This window comes from Janthinobacterium sp. PC23-8, assembly GCF_002250505.1.
Classification (GTDB): Bacteria; Pseudomonadota; Gammaproteobacteria; order Burkholderiales; family Burkholderiaceae_D; genus Janthinobacterium.
On the sequence record NZ_NJGY01000001.1, the window covers coordinates 3,464,589 to 3,485,871 of the forward strand.

Annotated in this window: 23 protein-coding genes; 6 read left to right on the forward strand and 17 right to left on the reverse strand. The window is 64.8% G+C overall.

What is annotated here, in order from left to right:
- Position 1: 1 nt before the first annotated feature.
- Entirely contained in the window at positions 2 to 1,279 is a 1,278-nt protein-coding gene (locus CD932_RS15005; protein WP_176460957.1) for an alpha/beta hydrolase, read from the reverse strand.
- Between the two features lie 225 nt (positions 1,280 to 1,504).
- Between CD932_RS15005 and argJ the strand changes: the two genes are divergently transcribed.
- The 5 genes from argJ to CD932_RS15030 all read left to right on the forward strand — a co-directional run bounded on the left by argJ (position 1,505) and on the right by CD932_RS15030 (position 4,753).
- Positions 1,505 to 2,743 carry a bifunctional glutamate N-acetyltransferase/amino-acid acetyltransferase ArgJ gene (gene argJ, locus CD932_RS15010; protein ID WP_094443332.1) on the forward strand — a complete coding sequence of 413 codons (1,239 nt, stop codon included), beginning with the start codon at positions 1,505 to 1,507 and terminating at the stop codon, positions 2,741 to 2,743.
- Positions 2,740 to 3,621: an ATP-binding protein gene (locus CD932_RS15015; RefSeq protein WP_094443333.1), complete on the forward strand. Its 882-nt coding sequence runs from the start codon at positions 2,740 to 2,742 to the stop codon at positions 3,619 to 3,621. Before argJ ends, CD932_RS15015 begins: the two co-directional genes overlap by 4 nt.
- Positions 3,618 to 4,040 (forward strand): NUDIX domain-containing protein, encoded by a 423-nt coding sequence (locus CD932_RS15020; RefSeq protein WP_094443334.1) that lies wholly within the window; start codon positions 3,618 to 3,620, stop codon positions 4,038 to 4,040. The genes CD932_RS15015 and CD932_RS15020 overlap by 4 nt, the downstream gene beginning before the upstream one ends.
- Before the next feature lie 84 nt (positions 4,041 to 4,124).
- Entirely contained in the window at positions 4,125 to 4,340 is a 216-nt protein-coding gene (locus CD932_RS15025) for a hypothetical protein (protein WP_094443335.1), read from the forward strand.
- Between the two features lie 2 nt (positions 4,341 to 4,342).
- Entirely contained in the window at positions 4,343 to 4,753 is a 411-nt protein-coding gene (locus CD932_RS15030; protein ID WP_094443336.1) for a hypothetical protein, read from the forward strand.
- A gap of 236 nt (positions 4,754 to 4,989) precedes the next feature.
- On the opposite strand, the gene yacG is transcribed toward CD932_RS15030, so the two are convergent.
- The 8 genes from yacG to CD932_RS15070 all read right to left on the reverse strand — a co-directional run bounded on the left by yacG (position 4,990) and on the right by CD932_RS15070 (position 12,780).
- Entirely contained in the window at positions 4,990 to 5,181 is a 192-nt protein-coding gene (gene yacG, locus CD932_RS15035; protein ID WP_094443658.1) for a DNA gyrase inhibitor YacG, read from the reverse strand.
- 11 nt (positions 5,182 to 5,192) lie between these two features.
- On the reverse strand, positions 5,193 to 5,948 hold the full coding sequence (gene zapD, locus CD932_RS15040; RefSeq protein WP_094443337.1) for a cell division protein ZapD: 756 nt from the start codon (positions 5,946 to 5,948) through the stop codon (positions 5,193 to 5,195).
- A 63-nt stretch (positions 5,949 to 6,011) separates the two neighbouring features.
- Positions 6,012 to 6,659, reverse strand: coding sequence for a dephospho-CoA kinase (gene coaE, locus CD932_RS15045; protein ID WP_094443338.1), 648 nt, complete (start codon positions 6,657 to 6,659; stop codon positions 6,012 to 6,014).
- Positions 6,660 to 6,670: 11 nt separating this feature from the next.
- The gene (locus tag CD932_RS15050; protein ID WP_094443339.1) at positions 6,671 to 7,540 is read right to left on the reverse strand and encodes an A24 family peptidase; all 870 of its coding nucleotides are present in this window, start codon (positions 7,538 to 7,540) and stop codon (positions 6,671 to 6,673) included.
- A gap of 252 nt (positions 7,541 to 7,792) precedes the next feature.
- Entirely contained in the window at positions 7,793 to 9,262 is a 1,470-nt protein-coding gene (locus CD932_RS15055; protein ID WP_094443340.1) for a PLP-dependent aminotransferase family protein, read from the reverse strand.
- A gap of 10 nt (positions 9,263 to 9,272) precedes the next feature.
- Positions 9,273 to 9,857: a LysE family translocator gene (locus CD932_RS15060; RefSeq protein ID WP_094443341.1), complete on the reverse strand. Its 585-nt coding sequence runs from the start codon at positions 9,855 to 9,857 to the stop codon at positions 9,273 to 9,275.
- Positions 9,858 to 10,036: 179 nt separating this feature from the next.
- On the reverse strand, positions 10,037 to 11,233 hold the full coding sequence (locus tag CD932_RS15065; protein ID WP_094443342.1) for a type II secretion system F family protein: 1,197 nt from the start codon (positions 11,231 to 11,233) through the stop codon (positions 10,037 to 10,039).
- A gap of 74 nt (positions 11,234 to 11,307) precedes the next feature.
- A complete protein-coding gene (locus tag CD932_RS15070) occupies positions 11,308 to 12,780 on the reverse strand; it encodes a DHA2 family efflux MFS transporter permease subunit (protein ID WP_094443343.1) in 1,473 nt (490 codons plus the stop codon).
- A 213-nt stretch (positions 12,781 to 12,993) separates the two neighbouring features.
- On the opposite strand from CD932_RS15070, the gene CD932_RS15075 reads away from it, so the two are divergent.
- Entirely contained in the window at positions 12,994 to 14,181 is a 1,188-nt protein-coding gene (locus tag CD932_RS15075; RefSeq protein WP_094443344.1) for a hypothetical protein, read from the forward strand.
- On the opposite strand, the gene CD932_RS15080 is transcribed toward CD932_RS15075, so the two are convergent.
- The 8 genes from CD932_RS15080 to CD932_RS15115 are packed head-to-tail and all read right to left on the reverse strand — an operon-like array spanning position 14,178 to position 21,277.
- A complete protein-coding gene (locus CD932_RS15080; RefSeq protein ID WP_094443345.1) occupies positions 14,178 to 15,629 on the reverse strand; it encodes a cobyric acid synthase in 1,452 nt (483 codons plus the stop codon). The genes CD932_RS15075 and CD932_RS15080 overlap by 4 nt on opposite strands.
- A complete protein-coding gene (locus CD932_RS15085; RefSeq protein ID WP_094443346.1) occupies positions 15,626 to 16,423 on the reverse strand; it encodes an ABC transporter substrate-binding protein in 798 nt (265 codons plus the stop codon). The genes CD932_RS15080 and CD932_RS15085 overlap by 4 nt, the downstream gene beginning before the upstream one ends.
- The gene (locus CD932_RS15090) at positions 16,420 to 17,352 is read right to left on the reverse strand and encodes a cobalamin-binding protein (RefSeq protein ID WP_094443347.1); all 933 of its coding nucleotides are present in this window, start codon (positions 17,350 to 17,352) and stop codon (positions 16,420 to 16,422) included. Before CD932_RS15090 ends, CD932_RS15085 begins: the two co-directional genes overlap by 4 nt.
- Positions 17,349 to 18,341, reverse strand: coding sequence for a threonine-phosphate decarboxylase CobD (gene cobD, locus CD932_RS15095; protein WP_094443659.1), 993 nt, complete (start codon positions 18,339 to 18,341; stop codon positions 17,349 to 17,351). Before cobD ends, CD932_RS15090 begins: the two co-directional genes overlap by 4 nt.
- Positions 18,334 to 19,296, reverse strand: coding sequence for an adenosylcobinamide-phosphate synthase CbiB (gene cbiB / locus CD932_RS15100; protein ID WP_094443348.1), 963 nt, complete (start codon positions 19,294 to 19,296; stop codon positions 18,334 to 18,336). The genes cobD and cbiB overlap by 8 nt, the downstream gene beginning before the upstream one ends.
- Positions 19,290 to 19,856 (reverse strand): bifunctional adenosylcobinamide kinase/adenosylcobinamide-phosphate guanylyltransferase, encoded by a 567-nt coding sequence (gene cobU / locus CD932_RS15105; protein ID WP_094443660.1) that lies wholly within the window; start codon positions 19,854 to 19,856, stop codon positions 19,290 to 19,292. The genes cbiB and cobU overlap by 7 nt, the downstream gene beginning before the upstream one ends.
- A 7-nt stretch (positions 19,857 to 19,863) precedes the next feature.
- On the reverse strand, positions 19,864 to 20,508 hold the full coding sequence (gene cobO / locus CD932_RS15110) for a cob(I)yrinic acid a,c-diamide adenosyltransferase (protein WP_094443349.1): 645 nt from the start codon (positions 20,506 to 20,508) through the stop codon (positions 19,864 to 19,866).
- 1 nt (position 20,509) lies between these two features.
- Positions 20,510 to 21,277, reverse strand: a complete 768-nt coding sequence (locus tag CD932_RS15115) for an ABC transporter ATP-binding protein (protein WP_094443350.1) — start codon at positions 21,275 to 21,277, stop codon at positions 20,510 to 20,512.
- Between the last annotated feature and the right edge of the window lie 6 nt (positions 21,278 to 21,283).

Consider the following 21,283-nt stretch of genomic DNA (forward strand, 5'->3'; position numbering starts at 1 on the left):
ATCAGGGGAAAGCCCAGTACTGGGGGGCGCGTGCGGGAACGCCGCGCAGCCCGCCGCGCTTGCCGGCCCGCTGTCCCGTCTTGATCATGGTGGCGATATCGGTCAGCAGCACGCGGTTGCTGGCAAAATAATCGTGGCCCATGAAGTTCATGACCACCGTCGAGGCATCGACCAGTTCCATGCCGGGAATGGCGACCACGGGGCCGCGTATGTCGCCGATGCGGTCCCATTCGGCAAAGCCGTAGGAAGCGCGGATCGCCTTGTCATTGGCCGAGGCATACAGGGTGGTCGGCAGTTTCAGGCTGGCAAAGCGCGGCGCGATCTGTTCGCGAAACACGTCGGCGTTGATATCGGGCGCCGCCAGCACCACCTGCTTGAACAGCGGGCGCAATTGAGGCCGTGTTTCAAGCAGCCCGGCCAGTGCCAGCGTCAGCGGACGATTGCCCATGCTGTGCGCAATGATGTAAATATCGGTGACCAGTGACTGTTCCGCAAAATCGGCCAGGAAGTCCTGCAGATGCGTTTGCGTCCACTGGGTGGAATTCTGGTCGAATTCATAGCCTGCCAGCGTGCCTTTCGAAGGCCAGCTGTAGAACACGGGGAGGGCGCCGATATCGAGATCGACTGCCATCTGGGCAGTGCGTCGCGCCGCATCATCGAACGTATTGCTGTAGCCGTGGATATAGATAAACGCGGCGCGCCGGTCAGGGGCGGTGGCGTTGATATTCTTGATGGTGGCAAAAAAATCGGCACGCGACCAGCGCTGCATGCCTTCAATCAGTACATATTGCTGCGCGTCGTCGCTGCTGATGAAATCGTACCAGGGCGCCAGTGGCAATTCGCCGGGCGCACGTTTTTCGGGAATGCTGACCAGCACGCTGCCATAGCTCAGGTGTGGTGCCTTGCGGTTCGGCTGCCAGCCGTAGCTGTTTTCGCGGGGGCGAAATTCGCGGTCCGTGGCATAGTAGACGGTCACGCCCAGTGCGCCGTCGATCTTGCCGCCGCTGAGGGCGCCGACGGCGCTTCCTGCTGTGCTCTTGCCGCCCAACAGCTTGCCCAGCAGGCTGCCCACGATTGCCCCTGCCGCATTCGAGGACGGCCGTGGCGTGACCGCTGCGTCGGGTTGTTGCGCTGGCTCTGCCGACGTGAGCGCCGCGTTGCCGTCCGGGGCATGGTGGTCGGGCACCGTGCAGGCGCCCAGGCAGCACAGCACGAGGATTCCTGCAATGGTGGCGCTATTACGCCAGCGCCGGGCAGGAAGGTTCAAATAGTGCTGCATGGCACGCTCCCGAAGCAGGCCCATGGCGGTCAGAAAGCGCGGATGGGTATGCTGATACCTTAACCTTGCTACCTGCCTGTGCTTTGATCAAGCGCAAGCAGGAGATGCACCTGGATTGCTGCGCTTGGATACGGATGAGACTGCTACTGATCACGCGCCGCATGGTCAACGCCGCCGCGAAGGCGCTACAATAGCGCTTCCTTTTCCCCTCGCAGAAGAACTCATATGGCCGTCAATTCTCCCAAGCCCGTCGCCGCCGACCTGAAAGCCGTCGCCGGTATTGAAATCGGTGTTGCCGAAGCCGGCATCAAGAAGCCGAACCGCAAGGATTTGCTGGTATTGAAGCTGGCACCGACCGCCACCGTGGCCGGCGTGTTCACCTTGAACCGCTTCTGCGCCGCGCCGGTACAAATTGCGAAAGCCAACCTGGCGGCCGTCGCCGCCGGCGCCGCGCCGATCCGCGCGCTGCTGGTCAATACCGGCAACGCCAATGCGGGCACGGGCGAATCGGGCCTGGCCGCCGCGCAGGACAGCTGCGCCGCACTGGCCGAACTGCTGGGCTGCACGCCGCAGCAGATCCTGCCGTTTTCCACCGGCGTGATCCTCGAACCGCTGCCGGTGCAGCGTCTGGTCGCCGGCCTGCCGCAAGCCGTCGCCGCGCTCACGCAGGATAACTGGTTCTCGGCCGCCGAAGCCATCATGACCACCGACACCCAGCCCAAGGCCGGTTCGCGCACCGTCACCATCGACGGCCATGCGGTCACCCTGACGGGCATCAGCAAGGGCGCCGGCATGATCAAGCCGAACATGGCCACCATGCTGGGCTTCCTGGCGTTCGACGCCACCGTGGCCCAGCCGGTGCTCGATCAACTGGTGAAACAGGCGGCCGACAAATCGTTCAACTGCATCACCATCGACGGCGACACCTCCACCAACGACTCGTTCATGCTGGTGGCCACCGGCGCCGGCAGCCTGGTGATCGACTCGGTCGATTCGCCCGCTTACGCCGCACTGGCTGCCGCCGTCACCGAACTGTCGACTTTTCTTGCGCAAGCCATCGTGCGCGACGGCGAAGGCGCGACCAAGTTCATGACGGTGACCGTGGAAGACGGCCGCAGCATGGAAGAGTGCCGCAAGATCGCCTATTCGATCGCCCATTCGCCGCTGGTGAAAACGGCGTTCTTTGCCTCCGACCCGAACCTGGGCCGCATCCTGGCCGCCATCGGCTACGCCGGCGTGGACGACCTCGATGTCAGCCTGCTGAACCTGTACCTGGACGATGTGTGGGTGGCCAGGAATGGCGGGCGCAATCCCGACTACCAGGAACAGGACGGCCAGCGCGTGATGCAGCAAAGCGAAATCACCATCCGCGTCAAACTGGCGCGCGGCGACGCTGCGGCCACCGTCTGGACCTGCGATCTGTCGCATGACTACGTGTCGATCAACGCCGACTACCGTTCATGACCGGCCTCGAACAGTTCCTGCTGCGCGCGGAAAGCTTGCTCGCGCGCGTGGAAGCGATCCTGCCGCCGGCCACCCCGGCCATCGACTGGAGCGGCTTTGCCTTTCGCTGGCGCCGCCGGCAGGGTGCGGCCAGCCACCTGCAGGCGGTGGCGCATGTGTCGAACATCGCGCTCGATGACCTGCACAATATCGGCACGCAAAAAGCCCAGATCGAGCAAAATACGTGCCAGTTCGTCGCTGGCCGTCCCGCCAACAATGTGCTGCTGACGGGCGCGCGCGGCACCGGCAAGTCGTCGTTGATCAAGGCCTGCCTGAACCAGTTTGCCAGACAGGGCCTGCGCCTGATCGAAGTCGACAAGGCCGATCTGGCCGACCTGCCCGATATCGTCGACCTGGTGGCGGCGCGGCCCGAGCGCTTCATCATCTTTTGCGACGACCTGTCGTTCGAGGAAGGCGAGAGCGGCTACAAGGCGCTGAAGGTGGCGCTCGACGGCAGCATCGCCGCGCAGTCCGATAATGTGCTGATCTATGCGACCTCGAACCGGCGCCACCTGATGCCGGAGCGCATGTCGGACAACAGCAGCTACAAGACCGACGACGATGGCGACCTGCATCCGGGCGAAACGGTGGAGGAAAGGATTTCCTTGTCGGAACGGTTTGGCCTGTGGCTGTCGTTCTACCCGTTCAAGCAGGACGACTACCTCGATATCACGGCGCACTGGCTCGCTTCGTTTGGCTGCACCCTTGAACAGATTGCGCAGGCGCGCGGCGACGCCCTGCGCTGGGCCTTGCAGCGCGGTTCGCGTTCGGGCCGGGTGGCGTGGCAGTTCGCGCGCGATTATGCTGGGAAACTTCCTGCGGGAACGCTGCCGCAATGAGCGAGGTGAAAGTCAAACCGGTCGACGTCGCCGTTGGCATCCTGATGAAACCGAACGGCGATGTGCTGCTGGGCCAGCGCCCGGCCGGCAAGCCCTACGACGGCTATTGGGAGTTTCCCGGTGGTAAAGTCGAGCCTGGCGAGGCGATACTCGATGCGCTCAAGCGCGAGTTTGTCGAGGAGCTGGGCCTGCAGATCGACAGCGCCGAAGCCTGGTGCGGCGTGGAATATGTCTATCCGCACGCGCATGTGCGCCTGCATTTCTATATCAGCCGCCACTGGCGCGGCGAGCCGCAAAGCCTGGAAGGCCAGGCGTTTGCATGGCAGGGCGCGGTCGGCGTGGAACCATTGCTGCCCGCCACCATTCCGCTGCTGGAATGGCTGGACGTGGTGCGCCGCGAAAGCGCCGCGGCGGCTTGACGGCCGTCGCCTGATTTCTCCTCGCGCCTTGCATTGCCGGGTCTTTCCGCTAAAGTGATTGACTGACGATAGCGGGAGACCCGCATGGCGCTGACCCTGACCCTCACTTTCAATGACGCCGATGAACTGCTGCTGGCCGCGCTGCACAAGCGCGCCCGCGCCCACGGCCGCAGCATCGAGGAAGAACACCGCGAGATCCTGCGCAGCGTGCTGCGCCCGCTGCCCAAGCGAACGCTCGACGATATCCTGCGCGGCATGCCCGATGTCGGCAGCGACGCCGAGTTTGGCCGCGACCTTTGATCATGCCCGGCTACCTGCTGGACGCCGACGTGGTCCATGCCGCGCGCAAGGGAAAACAGGCGCCGGCCGGCGTGCAGGCCTGGTTCGAGCGGGTGGCGCCCGACGAGCGCTATCTGCCGGTGCAGGTGGTGGCGCAGTGGCGCGCCGGTATCGGGCAACTGTGGCGGCGCGGCGCCAGCATGGAAGCGCTGGCGATGGAAAGCTGGCTGGAGGCGGTCTTGCGCGACTATGCGGCGCGTCTGCTCGAGTTCGATCTCGATTGCGCGCTGGTCTGGTCCCGTTTGCCGCAGCATGGCTCGGCCATCGATGGCCAGATCGCGGCGATGGGCATCGCCCATGGCCTGACGGTGGTCAGCGGAAGGCTGGACCGCTATGCACAAACGGGTTTGCGGCTGGAAAACCCGTTCAGTTAAGTAAGTGACAAGAAATTATTGTGAAATTATGACGAACAGAATCGGATGGCGGAGCAGGGAATTCGCGGGACCTGTCCCGCGCCTGCGCAACGGTATCGCCTTGCAAGGCGATACTCCCGCAAAGGCGCCCGATGCGACGCAGTGCGAGCACTGCTAGCGGCGGGCAAGCCTCGTCGGCCACCTTGCAGAGCGCCGGTTATGGAAGTCAGAATCCACAAGAATTTATGCGTACTTGCTTAGTGCTGCGGCTGGTTTTCTTCATCATCCAGGGGATCGTCGAGCGGGTCGGCGGCCGGGATCGTGTATTTCTCTTCGGCCCAGGCGCCCAGGTCGATCTGCTTGCAGCGATCGGAGCAGAAGGGGCGGAATTTGTTGGCCTCGGTCCATTCGACTTTGGCGGCGCAGGTGGGGCAGTTAACAACGGTCATGGCAAGAATCATTAAAAATTACAGAGCGTGAGCTCGAATGGGACGTCTTCTTCGAGCGGCTTGGGTTTCAGGTCGCCGCCCTGGGTGGTAAAGCGCACCCACAGCATGTATTTGTTGGCGGAGATTTCGGGAATCGCGCCGCTGGACTCGTCCAGGCTCAGGCGCAGCATCTGGTAGACCTTCCCTTGCAGCATTTGCTGGAAGCTGCCGGCGTTGGCGATCAATTTGACGGGGCCGCCCGAATCGCGCAGCAGGCGCAGCACCAGCGCCAGCGCATCGAACAGGGGCGCCAGCGGCGCGAACCAGGCGTCGATATCGGCCCGCCGGTGTTCCGAGCTGCGCTGCTGCCAGGCATGGTAGGACGGCAGGTCGAATTCGCAGGCACCGCCGGGGATGATGGTGCGTCCCCGTATGCTCATCAGCCATTCATTGTCGCGGATATTCTGTCCGGTCTTGCCTTGCGCCGCCACCAGCGTGCCGCTGACGCTGTCGAGTTCGGCGAGGATGGCATCGAGGGTCTCCGGTTCCACGTTCGGATTGCTGCGGTAGCCCAGCAGGCTCTGGCGCTGGCGTTCGAGCTCCTGCAGCAGATCGGACTTCAGGTCGGCGCGGCCGGCCACTTCCAGCATGTCAAAGATGGTGGCCAGAGCAACATGGTGCTGCATCGCATGTTCTTGCTGGACGAAGAACTTGAATTTGTCGTACAGGTCTTCCAGCCGCAGCAGGGTACGTATGCGTTCGTTGAAAGGATATTCGTAGACAATCAAAATAACATCCCTTAAATATGGACCGGCAAGCAATCCCGTGATTCTGAACCAAGCGTCGACAAATTACAAATGCTGCGAGGCCATTCCAGCCATTCTTTTTGAAAATGCCAGATAGACCTCATGCAAGACGGCGATCTGCGGCTCCAGGGCCGCCAGGTCGCCATTGTTATCGATCACATCATCGGCCGCCGCCAGGCGCATGGCCCGCGTTGCCTGGGTGGCCATGATGGCCTTCACTTGCGCTTCCGACAGGCCGTTGCGCTGCATGACGCGCGTCACCTGCAGGCTTTCCAGGCAGTCGATCACCAGCACGCGGTTGACCCGCTCCACCCAGCCACCCGATTCGACCAGCAGCGGCACGGCAAAGATCACATAGCTGCCGCTGGCGCTGGCGGCAGCGGCCAGGGTGGCGGCGCGGATGCGCGGATGCAAAATCGCTTCCAGCCTGGCTTTGGCGGCGCCGTCGGAAAATACCAGCTCGCGCATTTTTGCGCGGTCCATGGCGCCGCGCGCATCGGCAAACTGCGTGCCGAATTCGGCCAGCAGTGCCGGCATGGCCGCGCCGCCCGGGGCAGTCAGGCTATGGGCGATCTCGTCGGTATCGACGACGCTGGCGCCGCGCGCGGCAAACAGACTGGCCACCGTGCTCTTGCCGCAGCCGATGCCGCCGGTCAGGCCGATGCTGAAACAGGGTGTTGCCGCTTGTGTCATGGGTTCCCTCATCAGCCCACCAGGCCCAGGGTCAGCTGCGACAGCGGCGCGCCATACAGCAGGGCGATCACGCCGGCGGCGGCCAGGTAGGGACCGAAGGGTATCGGTTTGTCGCGCCCGCGTTTTGCAAACACGATCAGCGCGATGCCGACCAGCGCGCCGACGATGGACGACAATAAAATAATCGTCGGCAGCATGGTCCAGCCCAGCCAGGCGCCCAGGGCCGCCAGCAATTTGAAGTCACCATACCCCATTCCTTCCTTGCCTGTCGCCAGTTTGAAGGCCCAGTAAACGCTCCACAGGGCCAGGTAGCCGGCGGCCGCACCGATCACGGCGTCGGCAAGCGGCACGAAGGTGCCATGGATATTGACCAACAAGCCAGCCCACAACAGGGGAAACGTCAGGTCGTCGGGCAGCATTTGCGTGTCGGCGTCGATAAACGTCATGGCGATCAGCAAAAAGGCAAACAGCAAGGCCGCCAGCCCGGTCCAGCCGCTGCCGAAATGCCAGACCAGCAAGGCCGACAGCACACCGGTCAGGATTTCCACCAGCGGGTAGCGCGGTGAAATGGGCGCCTTGCAGGCGCTGCATTTGCCGCGCAAGGCCAGGTAGCTGAGGACGGGAATGTTTTCCAGTGCCGTGATGCGGTGGCCGCAGGCGGTGCAGTGCGAATGCGGCAGCATCAGGTTGTATTTGTCGGTGTGGGGCGGCGGCAAACCGCTTTCGACGGCGACGTAATTGTCGGACTCGCGCTGCATCATCTTCGGCATGCGATGGATCACGACATTGAGAAAGCTGCCCACGATCAGGCCGAACAGGGCGGCGACGAGCGTGACGAACAGATTGCCGGGCGCGGCGAACAACAGGGTATCTTGCGGCATGGTGGTCTTGTCAGGGTGGGATGTTGCCGTGCAAACAGATGCCGGCACTGCGCAGTGTAAAACATCCTCACCCTTCCGGGGAACTTTCGGCAGGCCACGCGTTCTCCGACATGCCCCTGCCAGATCAACTTGCCAGGCTGATGGAGGTACAGGATAGCGGCCAGGGCATGGACCTGTATCTCCGCATTGAACAAACTCAGCGGTAGAGGCAATCAAGGAGAAAGAGCAAGCAATAGCCTGCAGCCTCAGCTTTCAGTGTTCCGGCTTGACGATGCTGGCCGTGCCGCTGGCGCGTGCCAGGCTGGAGCGCGCGCCGGCCACCGCGCGCAGGCGTTCTTCAAGGTAGGCGCTCACGCGGGGATGCTGGCTGAAGGCGACGTTGAAGCGGATGTGCTGGTCGGGCGTGTCGTTGGCCGAGAACACGGCGCCGCGCATCAGCAGGATCTTGTTGCGGTAAGCGTCCTGCACCAGCAAGTCCACGTCCAGCCCTGCGGGCATGCTGCCCCACAGGAAAATTCCTGCGTCGCCGGGTTGTTCGAACAGCACGCCGGCCGCACTCAGTTGCTGCGTGCTGGCGTTGCGCGCCACCATGATCTTGCGTTGCAGCCGCTCCAGGTGCTTGCGCAGGTTGCCGGCCTTGAGCGCTTCGAGCAGAACGTATTCGTTCAGCGCCGGCAAAGTCATGATGGCGTGGATCTTGGTGCGCATCAGCAGCTTGAGCAGGGCGGGCGCTGCGGCCAGGTAGCCCATGCGCAGGGCCGGGCTGAGCGCCTTGCACAGGCTGGAGTAGTAGATCACGCCGTCCAGTCCGGACAGCGATGCCAGTCGCGTGCTATGCCCGTGCTGGAAATGGCCGTGCACGTCGTCTTCGGCGATCAGGAAGCCATATTGCTGCGCCATGATCAGTACCTTGTGCAGGTTGGCGGCGCTGCTGCTCCAGCCGGTGGGATTGTGCAAAGCTGTCTGCACGAACAGCAGGCGCGGACGGTGCACGCGGCAGGCCGCTTCCAGTTCGTCCAGGTCGAGGCCATCGGGGCGGCGCTTGATGGGCACCAGGCGCACGCCATCCTGGCGCAGCCTGCCGAACATCAGGAAGTATCCGGGGTCTTCCACCAGCACCGTATCGCCGGGCTGTAGAAACGTGCGGCAGATCAGATCGATGGCATGGGTGCCGCCGGAAGTGGTGAGGATGTGGCTGGCATCCGCAGCGATGCCGATGCCGCGCAGCAGCAGCGCGATCTGCTCGCGCAGTTCGGCCAGCCCTTGTGGCGGACAGCGCGAGGCCATGCCGGCCGCGCTGCGCGCCAGGCCACGTTGCACGGCTGCCGCCGGCAGCGCGTCCTGCAGCCAGGTGGGCGGCAAGGCGCCGCTGCTGGCCAGCAGCACGCCCGGCCGCTGGTCGTTCACTTGCTGGCTCAGCCAGACCGGCTCCTGCTCCTGGCCCGCCTCCAGCGCCACCTCGTCGGGAACGGCGCGGCTGGCCTCAGTTGCAGCGCAGACGAAGAAGCCCGCCGTGCCGTGCGTATCGATGACGCCTGCGGCCACCAGCCTGTCATAAGCGACCACCACCGTGTTGGTGCTGACGGCGAGCTGCGTGGCGAGCTGGCGGATCGACGGCAGCCTGGCCCCGCCAGGCAGGACGCGTTGCGCGATCTGCTGGCGCAATGCGGCCTCGATCTGCTTGAACAGGGCGATGGGTGAGGAGCGGTCGATGGCGAACATGGCTGCAAGTTTAGCGTAAAAACATCACGGCGAGGACCAGCAGGATGGCACCCATCGCCAGATTGAACAGGCGCTGGTTGCGGGGCGCTTTCAGCATGCTGCGGATCGCGACGCCGAACAGCGCCCACATGGCGTTGCATGGCATGCTGACCACGGTGCCGATCACGGACACCAGCAGCGCGCTGGTGAGCATGTTGCTTTGCGAAGGCATGAAGACCGAGGCCATGGTGATCGCCTTGAGCCAGCTCTTCGGGTTCAGCGCCTGAAACAGCGCCGCCTGCGCAAACGACACGGCCTTCGGTGCGCTGGTTCCCGCCACCGAGGCGCCGGCAAGCTTCCAGGCCAAAAACATCAGGTACAGCGCGCCCACGATCCGCAGTACCTGCTGCGCCATCGGGTACGCGACGAACACGCTGCCCAGCCCCACGCACATGAGCAAAGTCTGTACAAAGATGCCGACCTGGATGCCGAGGATAAGCGGCAGCGCACCGCGATAGCCGAAGTTGGCGCCGGTGGTGGCCAGCATGACGTTGTTTGGCCCGGGCGTGGCGGACATCACAAAGCAATAGCTGATCAGGGGCAGTAGTTCGGTCATGGCAGGCAGTCGCAGGGTGGAGAAGCCTCTAGTCTAGAAGCGTGGCACGGCAGGGACAAGGCACAAGGCGCGGCGCACAGGCACATGCTGTATCAGTCGAAGCACTGCTACAGCGGCGATACAGGCCGCCCGGCCCGACCTGCATGCAGCGGCTATTCCGTGAACCTGTACCCGGCTCGTTACAGCACCGCGCCCAGCCTGAAAATCGGCAAATACAGGGCAATCACCAGGCCGCCCACCAGCACGCCCAGCACCAGCATCAGCGCCGGTTCCAGCAAGGAGGTGAGGATGGTGACGGTGGCGTCGATCTCCGCTTCGATGATGTCGGCCGCGCGCGAGAGCATGGCGTCGAGCGCGCCGGACTCTTCGCCGATCAGGGCCAGTTGCGTCAGCAGCGCGGGAAACACGCCGCTGTGGCCCATGGCCAGCGCCAGGCTGCCGCCGGCGCGGATCTCGCGCTCGATGCGCAAGGTCGTTTCCTGGTACACGATATTGCCGGCGGCGGCGCCGACCAGGGCCAGCGCATCGAGCAGGGGCACGCCGGCGGCGTACATGGCGGCCAGGGTGCGCGTCCAGCGGGCGATCGCCGCGCGGCGCAGCAGCGGGCCGAACAGGGGAATGCGCAGCGCTTGCAACTGCACGTCGCGGCGCAATCGCGGCAGGCGGCGCCAGGCCAGGCGCAGCAGCAATACCAGCGCCAGCAGCGCGGCCAGCAGCCAGTACCACGATTGCACGAGCAGGCGCGACAGTTCCATCACCAGCACGGTGGGCAGGGGCAGCGGCGCGCCGAAGCTGTCGAACACCTGCCGGAAGGCCGGCACCACCACGGCCAGGATAATGGTGGTGACGACAATGGCGACGGTCACGATGGCCAGCGGATACATCAGCGCGCCGCGCAACTGGCGGCGCAGGGCGATGGCTTTTTCCTGGTGCGTGGCCAGGCGCGCCAGCAGTTCCTGCACGATGCCAGCCTGCTCTCCGGCCGCCACCAGGCTGCAATACAGTTCATCAAACAGGTGGGGAAACTGGCGAAAGGCCTGCTGCAGGCTGCCGCCCGCTTCGATATCGTGGCGCAAGTCGTGCATCAGCTGCGTCATGGCCGGCTTGGCATGGCCCTTGCCTGCGATCTCGAAGGCGGTCAACAGCGGCACGCCGGCGCCCATCATGGTGGCCAGCTGGCGCGTGAACAGCGCGATATCCTTGTGGGTGAGAGCCTTGCCGGGCGCGGCGCGGCGCTCTTGCACGCGGGTGGCCAGGATGCCCTGGCGGCGCAGCAGCAAGCTGGCGGCGGCGGCGTCGGTGGCGCGCAGCACGCCTTCTGCCCGCTTGCCGTGGCGATCTGTGCCTTCCCATGCGAACTGCCGCTCGATCGCCATCTGCGCCTCCCGCTACACAGTAGCACCGGCGCAGAGTGGGCCGCCAGCGCGGCGCGGGCGCGGCTTGAGGCCGCTCAGTGTTTGCCGGTCTGCGCCGTCGTCTGGAGCACGGCCTTGACCTGGTCCGCGTCGTCTTCATCCTCATCGATATCGCTGCCCTTGCTGATGCTTTCGCCATCGGTGCGGCGCAAGGTCCAGAAGGTCAGCGAAGACAGGATCGTCACTGCCGCCAGGGTCAGGAACGCATGGTGCAGGGCGGTGGTCAGCATGACGCGGTTCGACTGCGGCATGTCGCCCAGATACCAGCCGGTGATCAGTGAACCGAACGCCAGGCCAAAACTCATCGACAGTTGCTGCATCGAACTGGCAATCGTGCTGGCCATGCTGGAGTCGCCTTTGTCGAGATCGGCGTAGGCGATCGTGTTCATGCTGGAAAACTGCAGCGAATTGAAAAATCCCAGGCACAGGCTGATGGCGACGATCACGTACAGGGGCGTGCCGGCGCCCACCAGTGAAAACATGGCGATGGTCACGCCGATCAGTACCGTATTGACGATCAGCACCTGGCGGTAGCCGAAGCGCGCCAGCACGCGCGCGGAAATGAATTTCATGCCCATCGCGGCGGCCGCCGACGGCATCATCAACAGGCCCGACTGCCAGGCGGGCAAGCCCAGACCCAGCTGATACAGCAGCGGCAACAGGAACGGCAGGCCGCCGACGCCCAGGCGCGTGACAAAGCCACCGAGCACCGATACGCGGAAGGTGCGTACCCTGAACAGCACCAGGCGCAGCAGCGGGTGCAGCACTTCGCTCGCATGCCAGGCATAGGCCGCCAGCAAGCTGATGGAAATGACCAGCAGCACGGCAAACGAGGTGGGATCGACGCGATGTTCGCCGAACACTTCCAGCAGCCACGACAGCAGGGCGATGCCGGTGCCGAACAGCACCAGGCCGATCAGGTCCAGCGGACGCGGCTTGTCACCGTAATAGTCGGGCATGTAGCGGTGCGCCAGGTACAAGGCCGCCAGGCCGACCGGCACATTGACGAAGAAAATCTCGCGCCACGACAGCCAGTACACGATCAGCCCACCCACGGTGGGACCGAGCAGCGGGCCGATCAGGGCCGGGATGATGACGAAATTCATTGCCGCCAGCAATTGCGACTTGGGAAAGGTGCGGATGATGGTCAGCCTGCCGACCGGCATCATCATCGCCGCCCCGACACCCTGCAGCAGGCGCGAGGCCACCAGCATCGGCGAGTTGACGGACAGGCCGCACAGGACGGAGGCGATGGTAAAGATGGCGACGGCGGCGGAAAACACGCGCCGCGTGCCGAAGCGGTCGGCCATCCAGCCGCTGATCGGAATGCACACGGCCAGGCTCAGAATATAGCTGGTGACGACGGCTTTGAGGCTCAGCGGCGTGACATTGAGACTGGCGGCCATGCTGGGAATGGCGGTATTGACGATGGTCGAGTCGAGCTGCTCCATGAAGAGGGCAGTGGCGACGACCCACGGAAGATAGCTTTTAACGGCGGAACTGGACATGGATGCAAACCTGGAGGAGGGTGGAACGGAGCCGACAGTATGGAATTGTCACATAAATGGCGCGTCCGCGCCGACAGGCTGCATGCGTGCCATGGTCGCCGCTTCCAGTCCATGGAACAGTTGTTCCATGGTCAAGGCCTGGGGTGCACGCTAGCATGGTTGTTGCCATCGCGGCCATTGACCGTCGCGTCACCCCTCTCCTGGAAAACCACTATGAAAAATGCCTTCACCATCGTCCTGCTGGGTACTGCCCTGTCCGCTTGCGGCGGCGGCAGCGACAACGCCGCTACTGCGGCCGCTCCCGTCACGCCGCCGGTGGTGGTGACGCCGCCCGTGGTCACCCCGCCAGTGACCGCGCCAGTCACGCCGGCCCCCGATGCCGTGACGGCCGCCTCGCAGGCGGTCGCCACCCAGGCTGGCCTGGCCGTGATCGCCGGCGCCAGTGCCGACGAGACGGTCTACGACGTGGCGGCCGAGATCGGCGACACCTGGCGCATCACCTTTGATAACGCGAAGAAAACCTTCAGCGTCAAGGTGCTGGCGACGCAGTTTGGCCTCACCGACCGCAGCGGCAGCTATACGGCTGTTACCAAGGGCAATATCACCACCTATACCGGTACCGACCTCAACCTCACCATCGACGCGCGCACGCGTTTGTTGACGGGAACCATCAAGCTGGGCAGCATGAGCTCGAATGTCAGCGGCACTGGTTATGCCGCCACCGACGTGGCCAAGCTGGCCGGCAACTATATTTTCCTCGGCACCATGCGCAACGCCTCGAATGGCGCCTTCCCCTTCAATCCGAAAGGCAGCCTGAAAGTGGCGGCCGATGGCAGCGCGCAACTGTGCAATGGCGGCGTGTTCAATGCGCAAGGCGCGTGCACGGCCGTGTCGCCGCAGCTGGCAGCGGAAAACGCCAGCCTCACTTTGGTCCGTGATAGCGCGCGTGGGCTGATCATCGCCCGCCAGGGCCAGCAGGATTTCGGCATCGTCCACGTGCATGCGGGCGACCGCGGGCTGGCGCTGTTCATCGACCGCTACGGCCGCAACCAGGAGAACGTGCTGCGCGTGGGCACCATCGTGGCGGCCAAACAGCAAAAGATCGGCAGCGAGATCGCCGGCAGCTACGCCTGCGCGGCGCCGGGCATCAGCGCGAGCATCGTGGTAGCCGGCAGCACCGCCACCATCACCAACAACACCGCCGGCAAGACGCATGCCGAGACCATCACCGTCAACAAGCTGGGCCTGGGTGTGCAAGCGGTCGACTTCGATGGCATCGCCGTGTTCAAGGACCCGGCCGACGTGCCGGCCGATTACTCGATGTTCATGCCGGTCTCGTCGAGCATGGCGGTCGAGTTCTCGACCGACCGCAGCTACATGGGGACCTGCCTGAAAAATTAGGTAAAACGTTCCAGCGCGGCCATCAGGGGGATGGCCGCGTCGGCGATACGCTCCAGGCTCGCTTCGCGCAGCGCGCCGGTATCGACTACATGATCCGATGTCAATCCGGCCCAGCGCAGCAGCGCCGAGCAGGCGTCGGGCGTGTCGAACATGCCGTGCAAATAGCTGCCCAGGATTTGCCCGTCGCTTGACACCGCCCCTTCCGGCCGGCCATCGATGATGAACGCTGGCGCATCGAGCGCCGCGCCGTGCGATACGCCCATGTGGATCTCGTAGCCGTTCACGGGCGCAGCGTTTGCACCGTCAAACACGCACTGGCCGGCAACTTGCAGCAAGCGCTTGTCCGCCGTCAGTTCCGTGTCCATCTCGAGCAGTCCCAGCGCGGTCGATACTCCCGCCGCGCCCTCCACGCCCAGCGGATCGCGCACTTTGGCGCCCAGCATCTGGAAGCCGCCGCAAATGCCGATCACCTTGCCGCCGTAGCGCAAGTGTTTTGCCAGGTAGCCTGGCCAGCCTTGGTGCTGCAGCCAGGCCAGGTCGCCGCGCGTGTTCTTGCTGCCAGGCAGGATCACCAGGTCGGCCGGCGGTATCGGCTGGCCTTGCTTGATAAAGCGCAGGTCGATGCCCGGATGGGCGCGCAGGGCGTCGAGATCCGTATGGTTGCTGATGCGCGGCAGTTGCGGCACCACTACGGTAAACGCGCCGCGCTCGGCCTGCATCGCTTCGACCGCGTCTTCCGCGTCGAGGAACAAGCCTTGCAAGTAGGGCAGCACGGCCAGCACCGGTTTGCCCGTCTGCTGTTCCAGCCAGTCCACGCCCGGCTGCAGCAGCGAGATATCGCCGCGAAAGCGGTTGATGACAAAGCCGGCGATGCGCGCGCGTTCGCTGTCCGACAAACAGGCCAGGGTGCCGATGATATGGGCGAACACGCCGCCGCGGTCGATATCGGCCACTAAAATCACCGGGCAGTCGACGGCTTCGGCAAAGCCCATGTTGGCGATATCGCGCGCGCGCAGATTGATTTCGGCCGGACTGCCTGCGCCTTCGACGATCACGGCCTGGTACTGCTGGCGCAGCCGCGCATAGGAATCGAGCACCGCACCCATGGCGATGGTCTTGTATTGCTGGTAGTCGCGCGCATCCATCTCGGCGCGCACCTTGCCGTGGATGATCACCTGCGCGCCCGTGTTCGACGAGGGTTTGAGCAGCACCGGATTCATGTCGGTGTGCGGCGCGATGCCGCAAGCCATGGCCTGCAGCGCCTGGGCGCGGCCGATCTCGCCGCCGTCGGCAGTCACCGCGCTATTGAGCGCCATGTTCTGCGGCTTGAAGGGCGTTACCGTCACGCCACGGCGCTTCAACAGCCGGCACAGGGCGGCGACGATGGTGCTCTTGCCGGCGTCCGAGGTGGTGCCCTGCACCATCAGGACGGGGAAGGGGGCGTTCATGCCTGCGCCGCCTGCCAGTGGGCGACGATATCGCCGAGCTGGCGCAGCCCTTCGGTGATCGCCGCCGGGCCTGGCGACAGAATATCGGGCGACTTGATCTCGAACAGCATCTGCTCGCGCACGGCCGGGATGGTGTCCCATTGCGGGCGCGAAGCCAGTTGCGCCGGCTGGAACTTCTTGCCGCACCAGCTGGCGACAATGATGTCGGGCGCGCGCCGCACCACCTCCAGGGGCTCGGCGATAATGCGCTCCTTCGCACCGGGCTGGCTGGATAATTCGGGAAACGCGTCCACGCCGCCGGCCAGTTCGATCAGCTGCGCCGCCCAGCCGATGCCGCTCATCAAAGGATCATTCCACTCTTCGAAATAGATGACCGGCTTGCGCGTCCATGGCGCCGCACGCTGCTGTGCGCGGGCGATATCGGCGCGCAGGCCGGCGATCAGGGCGCGGCCCGCTTCGTCGCGCTGCACCAGCGCGGCCAGCACGGCGATCATGCGCAAGATGCCCTCGACCGTGCGTTGGTTGAACTGGTGCACTTCCACGCCGGCCTTGACCAGGTCGCGGCAGATATCGGCCTGCATGTCGCAAAAGCCGATCACCAGGTCCGGCCGCACGGCCAGAATACGTTCCAGGCTGGACGAGGAAAAGCCGCTGATCCTGGTCTTTTCTGCGCGCGCGCGGGGCGGGCGCACGGTAAAGCCCGAGATGCCGGCGATGAACTCCTCGGCTTTCAGTGCATACAAGGTTTCCACCGCTTCCGTCGACAGACAGGCGATGCGCTGGTAGTGACTCATTTCACCGCCTTCGCCGCCGGATTCGCCGCTGGCGTCGTGCGGTGCTGGCGCGCCAGCTCGAGTTTTTCGCACATGGCGGCCGCGCCGTCGACCATGCGCGGGCCGGCCCGGTTCAGCAAGTCGCCATTCAAACGGAACAGATTATTGCTGCGCACCGCGCTCAAGGATGGAAACGCGCGCCACATGGCGAGCCCCCCTTCGCTGTCGCTGTCGCTCTTTTCGCTGGTGGCAAAAATCGCTTCCGGATTTTCCTGCAGCACGCCTTCTTGTGTGACGACGGGCGCCACGATTTTCATCGCAGCAAACACATTCTGGCCGCCGCATATGCGCATGGCGTCGCTGATAATGCTGGCGCCACTGATCGTGTACAGCGGTTTGTCCCACACCTGGTAGAACAGGCGCACGGGCGGGCGCTGCGCGTATTGGGCGCTCAAGCTGGCCAGTTTCGCGCGCAGCTGGGCGGCGGCCGGCGCGGCCACTTTTTCCGTGCCCATCAGCTGGCCCAGGCGCTCGATGTTGTTGGGGATATCGGCCAGCTTTTTCGGCTCGCTGTGGTAAATCGGCACTTTCAGCTGGCGCAGCATGGCGATCTGGCGCTCGGCGCTGCCATGCATCCACACCACGATCAGGTCCGGCTTCATGGCGATAATGCGCTCCATGTCGTACTGGCGGTTGTCGCCCACTTGCGCAATTTTTTTCGCCGCTTCCGGATAGTCGCTGTAGCTGACCACGCCGGCGATCTTGTCGCCGCCGCCGGCCGCGAACAGCAGTTCGGTGATGTGGGGCGCCAGCGCCAGGATGCGCTGCGCCGGCCTGGCGACGGTGACGGCATTGCCATCGTCGTCGCGCACGGTAATGGCGGCGTGGGCCGGTAACGCATGCAGAGCGGCAAGCACAGTAGCCAGCAGCGTGATCGTAAAGTGTTTCATGTGTTTTCCTTGTTCCATGCAATCAATGCCAGTTCCAGCTGCTGCCAGGCCGGTTCATTGGGCGGCAGTCCCAGGCGGATGCCGCGCGCGGCCTGGCCGAACAGCCGCACCCAGATGCCGCGTGCGGCCATATGGCGGTGAAATTCTTCGGCGCGTGTTTCCGGCCACCATTGAAACAGCGCGCAGCCGCTGCCGGCAACGCCGTGCGAGGCCAGCAACTGGCGCAGCCGTTGCCCCTCGATTTTCAGCCGCGCGCGCATGTCCTGCTGCCAGTGCGTGTCGCACAAGGCCGCCAGCGCCACCTGCTGCGCCGGGCCGCTGACGGTCCACGGTCCCAGCATGGCGGCCAGCGCGCGCAGCAGCGCAGGCTGGGCGGCAACAAAACCCAGGCGCAGTCCCGCCAGGCCAAAGAACTTGCCGACCGAGCGCAAGACGATCAGGCCAGCTTGATCCGCATGGGCGCCAAGACTGGCCGCATCTTCCGTGTCGCCAAACGCTTCGTCGACCACCAGCCAGCCGCCGCGCGCGGCCAGCCTGGCGCGCCAGGCCAGCAGCTTTTCAGGCGCGATGCATGCACCGGTGGGGTTGTTCGGATTGCACACCACCAGCACCTCGCAGTCCTCGACCGCATCGTTCAATTCAGAGTAGGGCACCTGGCGCAACTGGTGGCCATGCTGGCCCCAGTGATGCGCGTGTTCGGCATAGGACGGCGCGGCGACGACCACGCGGCAAGGCGCGCGCAAGCGGGGCAGGGCCTGGATGGCGGCCTGGGTGCCGGCCACCGGCAGCATGGCTGGCGCGCCGTAACAGGCGCAGGCGGCAGCGACCAGCGCCGGGTCGGTTTCCGGCAGCCGGTGCCAGGCATGCGCAGTGGTGGCCGGCGCCGGGTAGCAGTGCGGATTGATGCCGGTCGACAGGTCGATCCACTGGTCCAGCGGACGGCCATGAATGCGCGCGGCCTCGCGCAGATTGCCGCCGTGTTCAAGCAACATGGCACCCTCGCAGATAAGACAGGCCGGCCGCCAAGCCGATCCAGATCAGCCACAGCACGGTGGTTGCCATCACCAGGCGCCAGGCGCGGTCGATATCGCGGGCACCAGCCGGGCGGCCGCTGCCCAGGGCTGGCCGCTGTTCCAGTTTGCCATCGTAGACGGCGTCGCCGCCCAGCGCCAGGCCGAGGGCGCCGGCGCCGCTGGCCATCACCGGCCCCGCGTTCGGGCTGCCCCAGTTCGGCGCCTGCGCGCGCCAGCAGCGCCAGGCGCGCCGTTTGTCGGCCATGGTTTTGCCCAGCACGACGTAAGACAGAGCCGTCAGGCGCGCCGGCAGGTAATTGAGCACATCGTCGATGCGCGCGGCGCAGCAGCCGAACCAGTCATAGCGCGGCGTGCGGTAGCCCCACATGGCGTCCAGCGTATTGGCCAGCCGGAAACACACGGCGCCTGGGCCGCCGGCGATGGCAAACCAGAACAGGGTGCCAAACACGGCGTCGTTGCCGTTTTCCAGCAGGGACTCGGTGCTGGCCTTGGCCAGGCTGGCGGCGTCGGCGTGGTTGGTATCGCGGCTGACGATGCGCGCCGTCAGCAGGCGCGCGGTGTCCAGATCGCCGGCAGCCAGCGCAGCGGCGATCGGCTGGTTATGGTCGCGCAGGCTGCGCAGGCCCAGGCACAGGTACAGCAAAAACACATGCAGCGCGGCGCCGGCCAAGGGAGTTACTGCGCATAGCCAGCCGGCGAGCAAGGTGATCGGCAGCACGGCCAGCATCCAGGCGACACAGCCGCGCAGGAAACGCGCGCGGCCCCGGTTCAGCAGACGTTCGATGGCGCCGGCCAGGCGGCCAAAGCCGACCAGCGGGTGAAAACGCCGCGTCTCGCCCAGCAGCAAGTCAAACAGCACGCCAGCCGTCATCAGGCCGGCCAGCAGCGGCAGTGAAAAGCCGCTCAGCATGGGCCGCCTTTCAAATGCAAGGGCAGGCCGGCGGCAACGAATACGGCGCGCTCGCAGATGGCGGCGACTGCCTGATTCAGGCGGCCCGCTTCATCGGTAAAACAGCGCGAGATGGCACCATACGGCACGATGCCCATGCCCACTTCATTCGACACCAGGATAATGTCGCAGTCGCCGTCTTGCAGTTCTGCCAGCGCACACAGCAGCTGCGCTCGTTCGTTGTGGAACAGTTCAGGCAGAACGATATCGCCGACGTCCGGGTAGCCCTCGCCGGACGAAAACATCAGGTTGGAGAGCCACAGGGTCAGGCAGTCGACCAGCAGCAGCCGGCCCGGCTGCGCTTGCGCCAGCAGCGCCGCAGCGAGGCGCAGCGGTTCTTCCAGCGTCGGCCAGGCCTGCGGGCGCTGGGCGCGGTGGTGCGCGATGCGGGTGGCCATCTCGCCGTCGCCGGCCTGCGCGGTGGCGAGATACAGCACTTCCTTGCCCGAATCGCGGGCCAGTTGTTCGGCGTACGCGCTCTTGCCCGAGCGCGCGCCGCCGAAGACCAGCGTCCGTGTCATGCGCACTTCACCATTCTGTACCGGCTTGCGCGCCGATGCCGGCAGCATACGCATGCTTGACCACCGCCATCTCGGTGACGGTGTCGGCAATTGCGATCAGTTCTTCCGGCGCGCCGCGCCCGGTGATCACCACGTGCTGCATGGCGGGGCGCTCGAGCAAATCGGCGATCACCTTGTGCACGTCAAGGTAGTTGTACTTGAGGGCGATATTGAGTTCGTCGAACAACACCAGGCCGTAGCTCGGATCTGCCAGGAAGGTCTTGGCCTGTTCCCACGCCAGTTCGGCTTTTTCGATATCGCGTTCGCGGTTCTGGGTTTCCCAGGTATAGCCTTCGCCCATCGCATGAAAGCTGATTTCGTCGGGAAAGCGGCGCAGGAATTTTTCTTCGCCGGTCGACATCGCACCCTTGATGAACTGCACCACGCCGACCTTCATGCCGTGCCCCATGGCGCGGATCGCCATGCCGAAGCCGCTCGAACTCTTGCCCTTGCCATTGCCCGTGTTGACGATGATGATGCCGATTTCCTTGTCGGCCTTGGCGATCGCCGCGTCGATAATGGCTTTTTTACGCTCCATGCGCACGCGGTGGCGTTGGTTTATTGCTGCGGTATTCGCTGCGGTCTCGTCGTTGCTCTGGGTGGTGTCGCTCATGTCAGTCCTCTTTCGGTATGAATATCTTGCGTTTGCCGTGTTCGATGATCTCGATCGGGTGGCCCAGGTAGTGGCCCAGGATGGACGCCTGCATTACCTCGGCCACAGTGCCGGCGCGCCAGCTGCCGTCGCCCATCAGCAGCAGCGCGTGGGTCGATACGCCATGCGCCAGGTTCAGGTCATGGCTTACCATCACCACGGTTTTATTCTGTTCGCGGCACAGGCGCGACAGCAATCCCATCACGCTGACCTGGTGCGCCAGGTCGAGCGCATTGGCCGGTTCGTCCAGTAATAATATGGGGGTATCCTGCGCCAGCATGGCGGCGATCGCCACGCGCTGGCGCTCGCCGCCGGACAAGCTGCGCACGTCGCGTTCGGCCAGGTGCGCCACTTCCATCGAGGCCAGCGCGGCCAAGGCGATCCGCTGGTCATCGCTGCCTTCCCAGTAATGGTTGTCGTGATACGGATGGCGCGCCGACAGCACGGTTTCGATCACGCGGTAGGAAAACGCATCATGGCGTGCCTGCGCCAGAAAAGCGCGCGCGCGCGCCAGTTCCGGCAGCGGCCAGTCGAGCAGGGCGCGGCCCTGCACCGTGACATGGCCGGCATCGGGTTCGCGCAGGCCGGCCAGGGTGCGCAGCAAGGTGCTTTTGCCAGCGCCGTTGCGCCCGATGATGCTCCAGCATTGACCCGCGCCGATGTGCCAGTTCAGGTTCTCCAGCAAGGTCCGGGTGCCCGCGTTCATGCCCAGTTGGTAGGTGCGTATCATCAATGC

Excerpts from the sequence above, each read along its gene's own strand:
- CD932_RS15075 (WP_094443344.1), top strand. The coding sequence starts at position 12,994 with ATGAAAAATGCCTTCACCATCGTCCTGCTGGGTACTGCCCTGTCCGCT.
- CD932_RS15070 (WP_094443343.1), bottom strand. The coding sequence starts at position 12,780 with ATGTCCAGTTCCGCCGTTAAAAGCTATCTTCCGTGGGTCGTCGCCACT.
- CD932_RS15005 (WP_176460957.1), bottom strand. The coding sequence starts at position 1,279 with ATGCAGCACTATTTGAACCTTCCTGCCCGGCGCTGGCGTAATAGCGCC.
- argJ (WP_094443332.1), top strand. The coding sequence starts at position 1,505 with ATGGCCGTCAATTCTCCCAAGCCCGTCGCCGCCGACCTGAAAGCCGTC.
- cbiB (WP_094443348.1), bottom strand. The coding sequence starts at position 19,296 with ATGCTGAGCGGCTTTTCACTGCCGCTGCTGGCCGGCCTGATGACGGCT.
- CD932_RS15060 (WP_094443341.1), bottom strand. The coding sequence starts at position 9,857 with ATGACCGAACTACTGCCCCTGATCAGCTATTGCTTTGTGATGTCCGCC.
- CD932_RS15115 (WP_094443350.1), bottom strand. The coding sequence starts at position 21,277 with ATGATACGCACCTACCAACTGGGCATGAACGCGGGCACCCGGACCTTG.
- CD932_RS15020 (WP_094443334.1), top strand. The coding sequence starts at position 3,618 with ATGAGCGAGGTGAAAGTCAAACCGGTCGACGTCGCCGTTGGCATCCTG.
- CD932_RS15080 (WP_094443345.1), bottom strand. The coding sequence starts at position 15,629 with ATGAACGCCCCCTTCCCCGTCCTGATGGTGCAGGGCACCACCTCGGAC.
- coaE (WP_094443338.1), bottom strand. The coding sequence starts at position 6,659 with ATGACACAAGCGGCAACACCCTGTTTCAGCATCGGCCTGACCGGCGGC.
- CD932_RS15025 (WP_094443335.1), top strand. The coding sequence starts at position 4,125 with ATGGCGCTGACCCTGACCCTCACTTTCAATGACGCCGATGAACTGCTG.
- CD932_RS15015 (WP_094443333.1), top strand. The coding sequence starts at position 2,740 with ATGACCGGCCTCGAACAGTTCCTGCTGCGCGCGGAAAGCTTGCTCGCG.
- CD932_RS15090 (WP_094443347.1), bottom strand. The coding sequence starts at position 17,352 with ATGAAACACTTTACGATCACGCTGCTGGCTACTGTGCTTGCCGCTCTG.
- yacG (WP_094443658.1), bottom strand. The coding sequence starts at position 5,181 with ATGACCGTTGTTAACTGCCCCACCTGCGCCGCCAAAGTCGAATGGACC.
- CD932_RS15085 (WP_094443346.1), bottom strand. The coding sequence starts at position 16,423 with ATGAGTCACTACCAGCGCATCGCCTGTCTGTCGACGGAAGCGGTGGAA.
- CD932_RS15055 (WP_094443340.1), bottom strand. The coding sequence starts at position 9,262 with ATGTTCGCCATCGACCGCTCCTCACCCATCGCCCTGTTCAAGCAGATC.
- cobU (WP_094443660.1), bottom strand. The coding sequence starts at position 19,856 with ATGACACGGACGCTGGTCTTCGGCGGCGCGCGCTCGGGCAAGAGCGCG.
- cobO (WP_094443349.1), bottom strand. The coding sequence starts at position 20,508 with ATGAGCGACACCACCCAGAGCAACGACGAGACCGCAGCGAATACCGCA.
- CD932_RS15050 (WP_094443339.1), bottom strand. The coding sequence starts at position 7,540 with ATGCCGCAAGATACCCTGTTGTTCGCCGCGCCCGGCAATCTGTTCGTC.
- CD932_RS15065 (WP_094443342.1), bottom strand. The coding sequence starts at position 11,233 with ATGGCGATCGAGCGGCAGTTCGCATGGGAAGGCACAGATCGCCACGGC.
- CD932_RS15030 (WP_094443336.1), top strand. The coding sequence starts at position 4,343 with ATGCCCGGCTACCTGCTGGACGCCGACGTGGTCCATGCCGCGCGCAAG.